Origin of the sequence: Coleofasciculus sp. LEGE 07092, from assembly GCF_015207375.1 — a bacterium.
Classification (GTDB): Bacteria; Cyanobacteriota; Cyanobacteriia; order Cyanobacteriales; family Coleofasciculaceae; genus LEGE-07092.
Genome location: NZ_JADEWY010000027.1, coordinates 1 through 15,048 on the forward strand (window position 1 = coordinate 1; position 15,048 = coordinate 15,048).

At 43.6% G+C, this 15,048-nt stretch carries 14 protein-coding genes; 2 read left to right on the plus strand and 12 right to left on the minus strand.

Going from position 1 to position 15,048, the window contains the following annotated elements; genetic code table 11:
* The first annotated feature begins 209 nt into the window (after positions 1-209).
* Positions 210-2,246 carry a tetratricopeptide repeat protein gene (locus tag IQ257_RS08860; protein ID WP_193873162.1) on the plus strand — a complete coding sequence of 679 codons (2,037 nt, stop codon included), beginning with the start codon at positions 210-212 and terminating at the stop codon, positions 2,244-2,246.
* A 649-nt stretch (positions 2,247-2,895) separates the two neighbouring features.
* Here the strand turns inward: IQ257_RS08860 and IQ257_RS08865 are convergent.
* The 5 genes from IQ257_RS08865 to IQ257_RS08885 all read right to left on the minus strand — a co-directional run bounded on the left by IQ257_RS08865 (position 2,896) and on the right by IQ257_RS08885 (position 7,662).
* Positions 2,896-3,435: a DUF456 domain-containing protein gene (locus tag IQ257_RS08865; protein ID WP_193873161.1), complete on the minus strand. Its 540-nt coding sequence runs from the start codon at positions 3,433-3,435 to the stop codon at positions 2,896-2,898.
* A gap of 15 nt (positions 3,436-3,450) precedes the next feature.
* On the minus strand, positions 3,451-4,302 hold the full coding sequence (locus IQ257_RS08870) for a M48 family metalloprotease (RefSeq protein ID WP_193873160.1): 852 nt from the start codon (positions 4,300-4,302) through the stop codon (positions 3,451-3,453).
* Positions 4,303-4,591: 289 nt separating this feature from the next.
* Positions 4,592-5,755 carry a GerMN domain-containing protein gene (locus tag IQ257_RS08875; RefSeq protein WP_193873159.1) on the minus strand — a complete coding sequence of 388 codons (1,164 nt, stop codon included), beginning with the start codon at positions 5,753-5,755 and terminating at the stop codon, positions 4,592-4,594.
* A gap of 196 nt (positions 5,756-5,951) precedes the next feature.
* Positions 5,952-6,362: an MAPEG family protein gene (locus IQ257_RS08880; RefSeq protein WP_193873158.1), complete on the minus strand. Its 411-nt coding sequence runs from the start codon at positions 6,360-6,362 to the stop codon at positions 5,952-5,954.
* A gap of 166 nt (positions 6,363-6,528) precedes the next feature.
* Positions 6,529-7,662, minus strand: a complete 1,134-nt coding sequence (locus IQ257_RS08885) for a nucleotidyltransferase family protein (RefSeq protein WP_193873157.1) — start codon at positions 7,660-7,662, stop codon at positions 6,529-6,531.
* A 166-nt stretch (positions 7,663-7,828) separates the two neighbouring features.
* Here IQ257_RS08885 and IQ257_RS08890 point away from each other — a divergent pair, with 166 nt between their 5' ends.
* On the plus strand, positions 7,829-9,070 hold the full coding sequence (locus tag IQ257_RS08890) for a nucleotidyltransferase family protein (RefSeq protein ID WP_193873156.1): 1,242 nt from the start codon (positions 7,829-7,831) through the stop codon (positions 9,068-9,070).
* A 5-nt stretch (positions 9,071-9,075) separates the two neighbouring features.
* On the opposite strand, the gene IQ257_RS08895 is transcribed toward IQ257_RS08890, so the two are convergent.
* The 7 genes from IQ257_RS08895 to IQ257_RS08925 all read right to left on the minus strand — a co-directional run bounded on the left by IQ257_RS08895 (position 9,076) and on the right by IQ257_RS08925 (position 14,886).
* Complete coding sequence (locus IQ257_RS08895) at positions 9,076-10,011, minus strand: SMP-30/gluconolactonase/LRE family protein (RefSeq protein WP_193873155.1); 936 nt, start codon at positions 10,009-10,011, stop codon at positions 9,076-9,078.
* A 26-nt stretch (positions 10,012-10,037) separates the two neighbouring features.
* Positions 10,038-10,922 (minus strand): SDR family NAD(P)-dependent oxidoreductase, encoded by an 885-nt coding sequence (locus IQ257_RS08900; protein WP_193873154.1) that lies wholly within the window; start codon positions 10,920-10,922, stop codon positions 10,038-10,040.
* A gap of 94 nt (positions 10,923-11,016) precedes the next feature.
* Positions 11,017-11,715: a glycosyltransferase family A protein gene (locus tag IQ257_RS08905; protein WP_193873153.1), complete on the minus strand. Its 699-nt coding sequence runs from the start codon at positions 11,713-11,715 to the stop codon at positions 11,017-11,019.
* Between the two features lie 5 nt (positions 11,716-11,720).
* A complete protein-coding gene (locus IQ257_RS08910) occupies positions 11,721-12,413 on the minus strand; it encodes a glycosyltransferase family 2 protein (protein WP_193873152.1) in 693 nt (230 codons plus the stop codon).
* A 4-nt stretch (positions 12,414-12,417) separates the two neighbouring features.
* Positions 12,418-13,188, minus strand: coding sequence for a glycosyltransferase family 2 protein (locus IQ257_RS08915; RefSeq protein WP_193873151.1), 771 nt, complete (start codon positions 13,186-13,188; stop codon positions 12,418-12,420).
* Between the two features lie 3 nt (positions 13,189-13,191).
* Positions 13,192-14,277 carry a serine kinase gene (locus IQ257_RS08920; protein WP_193873150.1) on the minus strand — a complete coding sequence of 362 codons (1,086 nt, stop codon included), beginning with the start codon at positions 14,275-14,277 and terminating at the stop codon, positions 13,192-13,194.
* A gap of 150 nt (positions 14,278-14,427) precedes the next feature.
* Positions 14,428-14,886 (minus strand): PqqD family protein, encoded by a 459-nt coding sequence (locus IQ257_RS08925; RefSeq protein WP_193873149.1) that lies wholly within the window; start codon positions 14,884-14,886, stop codon positions 14,428-14,430.
* Positions 14,887-15,048 lie beyond the last annotated feature (162 nt).

Below are 15,048 nucleotides of genomic sequence, written 5' to 3' on the forward strand. Positions count from 1 at the left end.
GAGCAGGGGAGCGGGGGAGCGGGGGAGAGAATTTTCCCGCTTTTATTTTGTTTCCCAGATATGCAAGTTATCGCTCTTGTGTCAAACTCGGTGAGCGCAAATACTGAAACCCTGATGTGACAGGTGTTTTTTCGCTTCTGATAGAAATTCATACGCTCTCGTAGGTATTTTAAGATGGAAATCAATAATAATCCTTTCTTTTTCGTTTGATGAGCGTCAACTATGACCCTAAAGACCACAAGAATGTAGAAGCCTCGTTCCGAAGGGCTATCGAACTTAATCCCAATGAGCCAGAAGCTTACATTAACTTGGGAATTGTTCTCTACGATTGTGGCAAGCTAGAAGATGCGATCAATCACTACCAACAAGCCCTTAACCTCGACCCCAATCGAGCCAATGCTTACTATCAGTTAGGAATAATCTTTGCAGAGCAAGGTGATGTAGAGTCGGCAATTACTCATTACCAACAAGCAATTTCGATTAATCCTAGCGAGGCACAGCCTCATACTGGCATGGCGGCGGTTTTAACCCAACTTGGCGATCGCGAAGCTGCTATTATCCAACTCCAGGAAGCCATTCGCCTTAACCCTAATCTAGTCCATACTCATACAAACTCCATACTAGCTCTCAAAAGACCCGACCAATTAGAATCTGAGATTTCCCAACTCAAGGAAACCATCCGCCTTAATCCTAACGATGTAGAAGCTCATCTTAATTTAGGAAAGGCACTGCGACAACACAGCAAGCTACAAGAAGCGATCTCGTCTTACCAGGAAGCGATTCGCCTTGAGGAGAATAATGCTATAGCTTACTGTAAGCTTAGTGCCATCCTGTGTGAGCAACGCCAGTTCAGGGAAGCGCTCAGTGCCTGCCGCCGCGCCATTCAACTTGATGCTACATTTGCGATTGCCCATAATAATTTGGGAATTATCCTGGACATCCAAAGAAAAAAGGACGAGGCGATCGCAGCCTACACCGAAGCCATAAGGCTCGATCCGAATCTAGCACTAGCTCACAATAATCTCGGATATATCTTATTCCAGCAGCGTCAACGTTATCTCGCTAGCATTAAGTTCAGGCAAGCAATCCGGCTCGATCCTAATCTTGCTGTTGCTTACTACAACTTAGGAACAGTTTTTTTTCTACAAAAAGAAAGCGCTCAAGCCGTTGCCAAATTTCAGCAAGCACTTTGCTTTAACCCTAATCTAAGAATCGCTCGTTGGAATTTGTGGTGGGCGCAGTTAAAGCAAAACAAAAAGGTCAAAACTGTTGTCGCGGTAGGAGTCGTTGCTTATTTCGTTTCTTTCGGTTGGGTGCTATTGGTAGAAAATTCCCAGCAAAACCCTAACTTAGCCCGTTTTTTACTCTCACTTAATCCGAATAATGCCAACATTCATTTGAACTTAGGATTAGCTCTAGAGCAGGAAGGTAAGTTAGAAGATGCGGTTTTTCACTATCAAGAATCTATGCGATTGAATCCCCAAAATGCCTTAGTCTACAATACTGTTGGTGGAGTTTTATTCAAACAAGGCAATATAGAGGATGCCATTTCACGATACAGAGAATCTATTCAACTCAATCCCAACGATCCCTCAGCTCACTTTAACTTAGGGCTAGCTTTAGAAACTCAAGGTGAAGTAAATTCAGCAATTTATGAGTATAAAGAGGCGATTCGTCTTGAACCTAAATTTACAGATGCTTACAATAATTTAGGAATTCTTTTACAAGAACAAGGTAAGCTCGAAGAATCCATCACCCAACTTAAGGAAGCGGTTCGTCGCCATCCCCATGATGCAGTTGCTAGCAATAACTTAGCCGGTCTTTCCTATAACTTCGGAATTCAGTTAAACGAGCAAGGAAAAACACAGGAGGCTATTGCTGCATATCGTGAAGCTCTTCGTCTGGCTCCCAACTACACACCACCCTACAATAATTTGGCACTAATTCTCGAATCTCAGGGCAAAAGCGCTGAAGCGATTTCACTATATAAAAAGGCAGTTAGGATTAATCCTAACCTGTGGCTAACTCAAACTAACTTGGGGGATGCTCTCTTGCGCCAAGGGAAATTAGACGAAGCGATCAAGCACTATCGAGAAGCTATTCGCAGCAATCCCAACTTTGCTAGACCTTATTATAACTTAAGCTATGTTCTATCTCAAAAAGGTCAACAAGAGGAAGCGAATGCCCTTAAGCAAAAAGCACGGGATTTGGAGGGAAAAACTCAGAGTATTCCCCAGAATCAGTAGATGAGCTTAGTCCTGTCTCAATACTGCAAGGGATAGGGGGAAAGGAAAAATTCTCCTTTAACCTTTTCCTAATGCGATGAGCCACAAAAAATCCCCAGAGGAGCGAACCATCTGGGGTATGGGAACTGTTAATTATTCTTTTCTTCGATATCAAAGCCCATTGCTCCGGAAAGAAACAGCCCCAGCGATCGCTACAACACTGCACAAATTCTTACACCTAAAACAACAACACTCAAGCATGATCAAACTGAGTGATTTCCTCTCTTGGGCGATTCTTTAAGGAGTTGCACTGAAGTCCTCAAACGATTCAGTTGCATGGCTCCCTATTTCTTAGCTGAGGAAATATCAGCAATCAAGTTGAGTGTTACTGTTGTTCGTTAGCGAGACAGATATTAGCTGAAACAGATGTTTTACCTCTTAAGTTGAACTGGACTGTTTTATCTGTCAGGGAAGCTTTACCGCTTCAATTCTCACTTTACTACTCTCAGTAAAACTTGCAAGGGGAATAGGGCAAATTTTAAAAAAGCTAAACAACCTGACACGTAAGTTCACATTACGGTTTTATATAGCGGTTCTCATTTACATGAGGTACAGCCCCATTCCCTACTCCCTACCTTCATCAGGGTGTACCTCACCAGACTGGGAAATGCTATAAGCTTTCTACAAAGGGCAACGTCGTCAAAACAAAAACTACAACAGCAACAATCGCTAACAATCCATCAATTAAGTTGCCAATCAGCGAGCCAACAACGGTTCCTACACTAGCTTTGAGTGCCGTTTTAACTTTAGATTCGCCTTCAATGTCCTGGCGAGAGAGGTATTCCCCAATAAACGCTCCGATAAAAGGACCAATCAAAATCCCCAGAATCGGTCCTCCTAGGGGTAAGGCAGGCAAAAGTCCCACCGCTCCGGCGACGAGTCCGATAATCGCTCCAAACTGCCCCCACTTACTCGCCCCAAACTGCTTGGCACCCCAATAGCTGGCTCCCAACTCGATCGCTGCACTCAAAATCAGAATGCCGAAAACGACGATAATAGACCAGCCAATGCCAGCAAACTTAGTCACAACCGCCCAAACCAAGATTGCCGCCAAAATCAAGCTAGCTCCTGGCATACCGGGAATCAGTTCGCCGATCGCACCGACTCCCATTACTGCCACCAACACCCAGTAGAGAATAGTCAAATTCATGTGTCCTCCATCGTTTCAGCGCAGTTGGGGTTGAACTATTTGAGCAAAGTCTCGTTCTCCCTCTTCTAAACTGGGAGGGATACCATTGGGATAGCTATCATTAATTAATTTTTCGAGTCGCGCAATCCGGTTGCTAGGGTTAGGATGAGTGTTCAAAAACTCCGGCGATCGCCCCCCTGATTGGGCTTCATTAAGAATTGCCATCAGTTCAACGATACCTTGCGGGTTATAGTCTGCTGCCGTCATGAACTGAAATCCTAAGCGATCGCTCTCTAACTCATCGTCACGAGAATAGTTGAGATTAACCAGTTGATTCACGGCTTGAGCAATTAAAGCAGTCTGTCGAGCATTTTGGGGATTGTCACTACTGGCAATTGCGATCGCGTTAACCAGTGCTGCACCAAGCTGCCGCCTTGCCAAATGCTCTGCACCATGACGTGCCACAACGTGTCCTACTTCGTGTCCTAACACTCCCGCCAATTGTGCTTCTGAATTGAGGCGACTCAGCAAACCCGAAGTAATAAAAATCTGTCCCCCAGGCAAAGCAAAGGCATTAACCGTCTCAGGGGCGTCAAGCAGATGAAACTCAAAGGGATAGGGAGAAGAGGAAGCCTCCGATTGATCCACGACTTGTTGTCCGACCTGATCGATATAGTTTTGTAAGGCTTCATTGGGATAAAGTCCTCCAAATTGAGCCGCCACCTCTTGACGCCCCTGTCGCCCCAAGACAATCTCTTGCTGCACAGATAGTGCAACCCGTTGTGATTCACCTGTAATCGGGTTCTCTGAAACAGTGCCACAGTAGTTCAACAGCCCAAAAACGGCAAACACTAGTCCCAGGACAAGACGAACAAGTAGCTTACTCACGTTGAGATACTTCTACAGTTTGAACCAGACAGTATCACGGATACGACAGAGTTGGCATCTAACTGAAGAATTACTCTATTATATATAGAGCTTGCTGAATAAACCGGAAACCCTTAACCATCAATGCTTTAAGCCGTATTCACAGTTGCTACTCTTCAAGGAAATCTGGTAAAAAAGGTTATCATCCGGGGACTTATTAACAACAATCACTCATCTTTTCTTCAGGATTAAATAACTAATTAATCCATCGGTTGTTTTTGCCGACTTATTCAGCAAGCCCTAATTAGGGTTAGATACCACCAGGTACGATATCCAAACAGCCCTCAATGTAATTCACTTCTGGGAGTTGACCAATAATAATCTCAGTGACTTTGTTTCCATCAGTGGCAAACTTGAGGCGCAAGTTTCTGTCTCGTTGACTTGTTGGTACAAACGTGAGGAAATGACCTTGAGCTGAATTAGGTAAGGAATTCACCTGAAGCCGCCCAGAATAAAGGGATTTAACCTGGTTTTCTGTATCACCAACCCTTGCACCACTGACGGTTTTTGGGCGAGAATCTCCAATATCTATTCTGGCAATGCGTCCGTTTCTAACCATAAACGTCGTAGCCCCCAGTCCTTCTGGAGTTTTAGCAGGCTGATAACTGGCACAAACAGGATTGGGATTGGAACTCAAGGGAACTAAATCAATACCCGCAGCCTGGGAAGCTTCGCTAACAGTCATTCCTAGCATGACGGGTCCAAAGCCATTAATCGCAACTTGGGATAGAGAAGTTAGCTTTTCAGGATTGGAACCTTTGCCCAGACAAATATTTTCGCCGCTTTCATCACCCAAACAGTTCCCGTTTTGGTCGAGGATTCTGACATAACTAACCGTAGAGAATTGCTTAAGGGTTGCCTCAAGTGCGCTCCTAGTTCGTGCTGAATCAAGAATGCCACCATGAATCATTTTTTTGCAAAATCGCAGTTCGGCAACGCCATCATTTATAGAGATGGTAAAATCTTGACCACAGTTAGAACTCCCACTAGGACGGGGAATGGCGGCGAGTCCCTGCTGTTTTTCTGAAGAGGTGGGACCGGCAATGAGTTGTGCGATCGCATATTGAGCAACCCCCGGACTAGATGTTGTTCGCCAAACGGGTCTAACTACAGTAGGAGCTTGAGATGCTGCTACTGGAAAAAAGACTTGAACTCGGCGTTGAACGGGGGATGCAGTCGCGCCTGAAGTTGGTGCAGGTGACTCCGATGGGGATATCTCAGCTTGGGATAATTCAGCGTCTGGTGAATCCGTTTCGGATAACTCAGTTTCAGATTGGAGTGCCTGAGTTGAAAGCTTACTCTGATTGATAGGTTGCCCACAAGCAGTAAGTCCTACCACAGAAACAAGTACGCATCCTACTAAGCGATGAAATCGTAGCTGGGTGTTGAGATTCAACTGATTTATGAAGGTCATTGGTGAAGGCTGTGCTAATTTAGTGGGTAAAATTGAGCGTGTTCAAAAAAAGGCTAATCCTCATCCTGGACAACCCCTAACCTCTAACTGATAAACTATCGCTCTACTGTCCATGGGGTTTGACTTTCATCAGTTGGCTATGATTTTACTTTTCCCAGAGTGACAGAAGAGCGATAGCGGTTAAGTCTGACTGAATTCAAGTTAATGTCATCAGCATCTTAATGATTCCAACCAGAGAACCTATCAGCAAAACCATCAACGATAAGCTATTAATCCCGAAACCAATAGTTCGTTTTTCAGCCGCTTGATAGTAACCCCAAGCGTAGATAATGCGTCCCACAATCCAAACTCCACCAATTCCAGCGCCCCAAATTGGGCTAACAAACAGAGAGAATAGCCACAAGCTGGGCAAAAATAATATGAGTTGTTCTGTAGTGTTTTGCTGCACGCGAAACACTCGCTCAAAATTCGGCTCTCCCGATGTTTGAGGAGGAGATACTTTATACTTTGCCCTGGCTCTGCCAACATTTAGGATGATAGCCAAGTAAACGATGAGAGTGACAACAGTTGCCAAACTGGGAAAGAGGAGGGGTTTAAGTTCAATCACGTTACAAAATTCCAATTTACACTGGCGATCCGCGTCTTTGCTAAATCGCGCCTATCGGTTAGTGTAAATCAGTTCAGGGGTTCACCGCAGGCGATCGCACGGGAGCAAGTAAGCTATTCCACATTAGATTAGTTAAATTATCCCCCCTGCCGCCTGAACCGGAAAATTAGATGTGCAATGCCCGAATTCGCTTGATTCCTAGAAAAGTCGCATGATAAGGAACCTGCCATAGGTGATCTAAACCCCAGACATATTGCAGATATCGGGTAAATTCTAAAAGTTTGAATCTTGAATTAACATTTTTGACGGCTCTTAAATATTGAAAATATCTAGGGGTTAAAGAGCCGAACATGGGTAAAGATTTAGTTGTTAAAACTTTATACTCACGCTGTTCAAATCCTGAAATATTGATGGTTTCAAGCGTTTCTAAAGTAGAAATTGGAATGGGAGCGTCGAGGCATTCTTGTAACTTAGTAAGCAGGATTTTTAAAGGCAGAACTAATTGATAAGTATGAGCCATACGAATCAACCGATGCCAATCAATCTCAGCCGAAGATGAGTTGAGAATTGTCATCGCGTCTGTTAGCCAATAAATTGGTAAGACTGGATTCCAGGGGTAGACCTGTACGCACAGAGCCAATAAGTGGTCAGTGGGGTTTAAAACATAGGTTGATACGTCCCTAACTTGAGTTAATAGTGAATCCTGCCAAAACTCATTATCAGCGTCATCTTGAAAACAACTCCAGAAAATATGCCAGTGGAGGTTGATAACTTGTCCCTCTGGGTTTTCAAATCTGAGGATATGAGAGACAGAGGTAAGATTTTCTGGTAGTTTGCCTTTAGGCTGCCAATCGAGTTGCTCTAATAAACGGATTGCTTTTAAAGCATCTGTTGTCGGAACCAGAATGTCAAACTCTGATAAATAACGGAGCCCTTTTTCTGAATAATACTGTGAAGCTAACGCTACCGCTTTGAGTAGCATTGTTTTTAGTCCTGCCTCCTGAAAGGACTTAAGAATAACGCCTAGTTTAGAAAATAGAAGTTGATTTTCACACCATTGGCGTCGGTAAACGCCTTTTAGCCTGACCAGATGAGGGTCGTCTACCTGATGAGCGGATAAATTCTGATACAGCAAAGGAAATAAATGAAATGATTCGGCATCGTGATCTTCTATATCAACGACTTCTTTCCACTGCTGCCACGCTTGGAGGGCTTTTTGTCCCTGGAGGAGAGAGGCTTGCAAAAGCAGTTGGTGTTCTGAAGTTAACTCAATCTTGTTTAAACTCTGATAAATATTCATGAAAGCTTCATTGAAATTACCGTGAACAAAGGGAGAGAAAGGCTACAATGCAATTGAGCTATATCTTTGTCGGGAAAAAATCACCTATCGGTGTGTAGAGATGGATTCAAAGCCTCTACTATGTTGATGACTCCATAAGATTCAATCAGTATCAAGAACTGCATAAATGACTCAACTCCTAGCCGAGCGGAAAATTCTAACCAAACCTTCACAAGTCGCCAAACCTCCAGAAATTGAGTTGTTGCTCTGTTGTAGCCGAACTTCTATCGATTCGGCAAGAGCCGAGCGGATCGAGAGCTTACTCCGACAAGAGATCGACTGGGACTACCTCACTAATACAGCCGCTCGACATGGAGTCATGCCGCTGCTTTATCAGAGTTTGAATGGGACTTGTCCTGGAGCAGTGCCAGAGGCAATTCTGAATCAGCTTAAAAAAGATTTCCGTACTAACGCGATACGCAATCTGCACCTGAGTAAGGAATTACTAAAACTTCTAGATTTGTTTGCGGCTCACAATATCCCGGTTCTCTGTTTCAAGGGACCCGTTTTAGCCGCCTCTATTTACGGTGATTTGTCTCTGCGACAGTTTAGTGATATCGATATCTTGGTAAGCGAGTCCAATATTCTGGAAGCACGGGATTTACTTGTTTCCCAAAATGCAAAGATGCGGTTTCATGTGATTGAACCAACTGAGGGAGAAGAGGAAGCATTTATCCAATCTCGCACTGTGCACCAGTTTGTGAGGGAAGCTGCCTATGAATTTGAATACAACCAGGGTAAAGTCATCGTAGAGTTGCACTGGGAAGTGATTCCCAAATACTTCTGTTTTCCCCTGAAGGTTAAGCATTTGCGAGAACACCTAGAGTCTGTCTCGATTCTAGATAGGACTGTACCGAATCTTGCACCGGAGGATTCATTGCTGTTGCTGTGCGGACATGGGACTAAGGATTGTTGGGATAAATTGGCACGGGTTTGTGACATAGCTGAACTGTTGCGGAGCTATCCCCAATTAGACTGGGGAAGGGTACTCAAACAAGCGAGACAACGGGGAGGGGAACGCATTCTCCTGCACGGACTGCTTTTAGCTCACAATTTATTGGGAGCAACGCTACCGGAACAGGTTTGGCAACGGATTCAGTGTGATCCTAAAATTGCAGCGATCGCTTCCCAGGCACAGGAGTGGTTATTTTGTCCCATTGATGAGCGTCCTGGACGTGTGGAACAGTTCTTTTTCCATCTCAGAACAAAGGAACGCCTGCGGGATAAAGTAGGGTTCGCTTTGAGTCTGGCGCTGACTCCCACGCCTTCAGACTGGGCATTGTTCCCTCGGTCTGCATTCCCTTCAGTCTACTACTATCTGCTCCGACCCCTACGGATGCTAGTGAATTGGGGATTGAAAAAATTCTAGGTTGTCTAAGGCATTTTGATACCGGGAATATTGACTCGAATCTTATACAGTGAAGTACGAGCAGTGATATAAAGACTCTGCCAATCTTCATCTCCCCAGGCACAATTGGCGGGTTCCTCCGGAGTGACAATGGTGCCTAAATGCTTCCCTTGGGAATCGAGTACCCACACACCACCTGCACCCGTGCAGTAGAGGTGTCCTTCTTGGTCAATCTTCATTCCGTCAGGTACACCAGGGGTTTTGATATTCATATCATAAAAGATGCGACCATTAGCCAGAGTGCCATCGGCTTGAACATCAAATGCTCGGACATGACGGCGTTGAGAATCGTCGATATAAAGGGTTGTTTCATCCGATGAAAAGGCTAAACCATTGGGTTTGTCAAAGTCATTGGCAACAACGGTTAGTTCCCTTCCATTCGGCGAAATCCGATAAACTCCTTGAATCGATTGTTCCTGCTGTTCGGGTTGGATACCATAGGGGGGGTCGGTGAAGTAGATAGCACCGTTGCTTTTCACAACGACATCATTGGGACTATTAAGCTTTTTCCCATGGAAGCGATCGGCTAAAACGGTGATTGAGCCGTCTTTTTCCGTGCGGGTAACTCGGCGATTGTGATGTTCACAGGCAATGAGCCGTCCTTGTTTGTCCCGCGTTAAACCGTTAGAGTTGCCACTGGGTTCTCTAAAGATTGTGACTTGACCGTTGAGAGTCAGCTTATAGATTTTATTGGCGGGAATGTCGCTGAAGAGGAGACACTGTTCTTCAGCCAACCAAAGCGGACCTTCTGTAAATTGAAATCCTGTAGCGACGCGCTTAACGGTTGCACTTTTAGGAAAAAGCGTTTTAAACACTGGTACTTTTTCTTCTAAGTGACCGATGGCTAAGGAAAATCTTATTTGTTCTATCTTTTGATTGAGCCAACTCCGAATGCTAATCATTTACTTTGAATTTTAATATTCCCAAATCAAGACAATTGAGGGGGGTGTTGCGCAACGCGATAGTTATACAGTGACAATCCTCCATCAATTCTCAACAGGGTTCCGGTGGTAAATTTTGAAAAATAGTCTGAAGCGAGATAAACAGCCGCTCTACCAATATAACGAGGATTGATTGAACTTCCGTACAGAGGAGCGTATTTATGATAGAGAGGATTTCCCTGTTCGTCTTCTATTACCCAACCCGGAGCAATACCGTTAACTCTGATTTGGTGGGAAGATAAGTCTATCGCTAGCTCTTTGATAATCATGTCTAATGCTGCCTTTGAAGAACTGTAACTCGGCCAACGGACAACCGTATTTTGGTGCATAGAAGTCATAAATATAATTGAGCCATGAGTCGAATTATCGATCATCATTTGAGCGATAAGTTTGGTAAGATAGATCGAACCGAATACATTGGTGTTGAATGTTTTGTGCCATTCAGATAATTCAAGATTGTTTAGACCTATTTTTGTAAACTGAATGCCAACATTATTGACTAAGACATCAATGTAAATATTATCCTGTACGAGTAAGCTATATAGGAAATCAGTATCTTCAGTATTAGATATATCTGCAACAAAACCTTTAGACTGAACTGGATAGATTGTTAATTCCTGTTCTAATTTTTCGCATCGTTCGAGAACGATATCAGTAAAAAAGACATTAGCTTCTTGTTTTGCCATTTCCAGGGCAATGCTTTTACCGATATTCTGTCCAGCGCCAGTGATGAGAACATTCTTTCCGGCTAAAAGCTGATTGTCTAGAACTTGGGAAGGTTCTGGAGCTTGGGACTGAATGACTACCTTGGGAGTTAGGTTGGGATTCAAGAAGGAATGTAAGGCAGCTTTTAGTCGAGTTTTTAAGCTCATAGTTATGTTTTAGCTTTCTCCTGAAAAGGTTCTAGGATAAGTTTATCCCTAACTACGAGCGAAATCCACTTCAGACGCCTTTCAAGATCCTAAATTAACTCAGTTGACCTATAGCGCGGCGTCGGTCGAGAGAAGCTTTAAGGATTCGGATATATTCCGTTTTATCTTGGCGTTGATTAACCCCTTTATTGGTTTTGTGTAGTCGTCGTTTTGCTACTAAGTTGGGTAACGTCATCATCTGAATTCCTAACTCAGTGGCACGTACATACCAACTAGGAAATTCTGCTAATTTCCAGTGGGTTTCAAATAAACCAACCCGGAAGAAAGATTCCCGTTTAATTACTATAGCAGAGGGTATATGTCCTGGCATTAAATCCGGCGGACAATATATCTTTGCCTTTATACTTTCATCCAATTCGGGACTGTGAAACTGTTGAACCTGTCCAGAGACAATATCTAACTCAGGATGGCTGGCAAATGCTGCCATCTGACGCTCTAATTTATCTGGCATCCAGAGGTCATCGGCATCCAGAAATGCCAAAAAGTTACCTTGGGCTAATTCTATCCCGTGATTGCGAGCAGCCGCCGTACCACTATTGGTTTGGTAACAGTAGTGTACTGCTTCCCCAAAGCGTTTGGCTACGTCTGCACTGTTATCGGTTGAACCATCATCGATTACAATAATTTCAACGGGTTGATAGGTTTGTGCTACTACACTTTCGATGGCTTGGGCTAGATAGCGATCGCTGTTATAAAATGGAATAATCACACTGACTAGGAGAGTCGTTTCCATTCTGATTACTTTGTAGTTGTCTGAGTGCGTTGACGTTTAATGGATTGTCTTAGGACTTTCAGCAAGTTCTGATTATTGTTCGTCGAATTTAAGGAAAGATTGCTTGTATGGATGCGCTTACATAACAACACTTGAGCCACTACCGCCATTGGAATGCCAGCATCTTTAGCACGGGCAAACCAATCAACATCTTCAGCCGTAGTTAAGTCATGATTAAACGTGCCAATCACTTCAAATAACGGCTTGCGTACCACCAATGTTCCAGGAATAGGCGCAACCGCAGCTTTCTCTAAAAGTTCCTTGCGGAACCCCGCAGGCATTTCGCATCCGGGTTCTAGAAACGACTTCATCTTGGCAATTGTGTACTGAATATCTGGATGACTGATGAGATAATTAACTTGAACTGTTAGTTTATCAGTTGTCCAAAAGTCATCATGGTCTAAAAAGGCAATCAATTCTCCCTTAGCCGCCTCAATACCAGAATTATATGCCGCTGCACTGCCTTGACCTTTAGCGCGAATATATCGCACCTGTGGATAAGATTTAGCAATCAGTTCGGTGTTATCCGTGGAGCGGTCATCAACTATAATAATTTCATATAGGCTATAGGTTTGAGAGAGAACGCTTTCAATGGCATTTGCCAAATAGGGTTCTCCATTGTTGACAGGGATAATCACACTAACTAGAGGACTATTCATCGCTTTAAACCTTATAGCTCTCCGGCGGCATACCAATATACTCAGAAATACTGAGCATACTTGGGGAAAGAGTAGCGGCTAACTTGCCATTCTTACGGCAGCGATCAAGATGCTTCTTAAAAATTCTGACAAAACCAACTTCAACTAGGTTTTTACCCGATGTCATGTTGGCTTGGTGCTTGCGATAATAAAGGTTCACTTGGTCAAGGACAACCTTTGACACTCCATTTTCCCAAGCCCGGAAAAACCAATCAACATCCTCACCGTAACTCATGGTTTCATCAAATAGACCGACTTTATCAAACACCAATTTGCGGTAAATGGCACTGCCTATATTAATATAGGAGTAAGGGGAATGGACTTCTTTAAATATCGCCTTACCCTCCCTTGTCCAAGTGGATAACTGCATCTGTTGGATCGAACCTTGTACGATTTCTACAGACGGATGTTCGGCTAAGTAAGTAAGCTGAAGTTTCAGTTTGTCATTTGACCAGAGATCGTCAGTGTCTAAAAAGGCAATAACATTTCCTGAAGCTAGCGTGATTCCTAGATTACGTGCGACTGCGGGTCCTTTGTTAGACTGATAAACGTAGCGAATCTCATCTTTGAATTGAGCCGCAATATCTGCCGTACCATCCGTTGAACCGTCATCAACCACAATAATTTCTAACGGATAATGACCTTGCTGTTGCACATTTTCAATGGCTTCAGCTAAAAATTTTTCTCCGTTGTAAACTGGAATAATGACGCTGACAAAAAATTGGTTGAGTTCCATGGGCTAGCCTTGAGATAGGAGTTTTAAAATCACGTCAGGAATTTGTCCGATATCCGTGCCAAGATTGAGAGAATAACACGGAATCTGCTTAACAATTCTCATCATCATTTGACACGCCTCTTTCCCTGCTCCTGGCAATTGTGCGATCGTGCTGGGAACTAATGCTGCTAATCCTACTGTTGAGGAAGTTGGTGTCAATGAAGTATCAGTTTTGCCAGTAATGCGGGGAATTAAAAGAGCCTTTAGGGGAAAACTGGATATGATTTTTTCAGGAAAATGCTCGTACAAAAAATAAAGTGCTTTTTCGGTATCCAAGCGATCGCTATTACTAATCACGGACTTGAGAAACGGCAACCGCTCCACATCATCTGACTTCTTTTTCCCCGTGTTGTAGATACTCAATGCGGTCGGACTAGGCTCAGACGCCAGCAGCGTATAATCATCGCTCGCATAAAACAGCTCAGAATTCAAGCAGCACAACGCTGTTGTTGATTTACCCGAACCTCCCCTACCCACTAGCAATACTCCACCACTAGGAAGTCCCACCGCACCCGCGTGTACCATTTGGATACCTCGCTGTCTCATCCAAACGTGAAAAATGATCCGCAGTGGCGAACCTGTTTCCCAGTAAGGAATCTGTTCGCTGGTATTCACCCAGTAAACGCCCAAATTGCGATCGCGATCTAAAAGACTTAACGCACTCACTCCCCATTGAAACGTCGTATGAATCCGCTCATCATTAAATCCATAAATTTCCCCGCGCTTGAGATGATGCTGTCCTTGCCAAGGAGGTGGCGGCATTTTAGTGTTTGTAGACTGACTATCCCACAAACAAATAGTCAGCGCCGGCTCGGGTACGGGTTCTATCGCTAAATGAGCCAAAGCAGGAGTTAGATAGGGTACTAATGCTGAACCTGCAAAGCGCAAACGAATAACATACCCACCGATGCGATAAAAACAATCTACCGACCCGCCAACGGCATTTTCAGCATTTTCATAAGCGTCATAAATCTCGTTAAAAAAAGCCAACGGTTCTTTAGCAACCGTTTTGGTTAAGACACTAGACTGCACGGATTGGTCTGTACTCACTGAATTTCTTTTACCCAAAAAACGCCAGATTGTTTAGGGAATTCCCAAAGATATCCATCGCTCAGGACGAGTTACCCTAGATTATCGGTTGTACTATTTTTTTGAATGATAACTGCTCCGGCATTGGCTATTTTTTGATTTAAAACTTTCTTAGAATACCTCTGCTTTGGCATTGGGCCAGCCCATTTCATCCACATCATGGATGGGGTCTAAGGCTAACAATTCTTCCATATCCGTATATTTTCCCAACGCAGGCGGCTCAAAGTTAGGCTTTTCTCCACTGGTATTTATAGTTGGTGCGTTGGATTTTGCTGTACCGTTCGAGGAATGAACGTTGTCAACGATAATAAGTTCTTCTTGCTGTAATTGCTCAATTAGAGTAGTCACCCCTTTTTCAATATCTTCGCGACTTCCTTCATAACGTTCAACCATTTCTTTAATAATCTTGTCTCTGGCAAGCCCTCGTTCTATCCCATTCCAAATATCAGCACCAGAGTTTAATAAACTATAATAATCTCCTTTTTCGAGATGCACAATGACCACTTCACCATCAATGGTTTCCTGGACAACAGTGGGACTGTTAATTCTAAACGTTGTGGACTGATTCATAAATGCCTAGAACAGATAGGTTAAACAAGCCGCAAAAAAATGCCGCTGAATTATTGTCGGGTTAATTTATTATTAATTTTTTCTTGACCTGCGCCATCTATCATATCCATCCCTAGAAGCAAATGTCATCTCCTTTCATGAAAACTTCACAGTATCAACAAA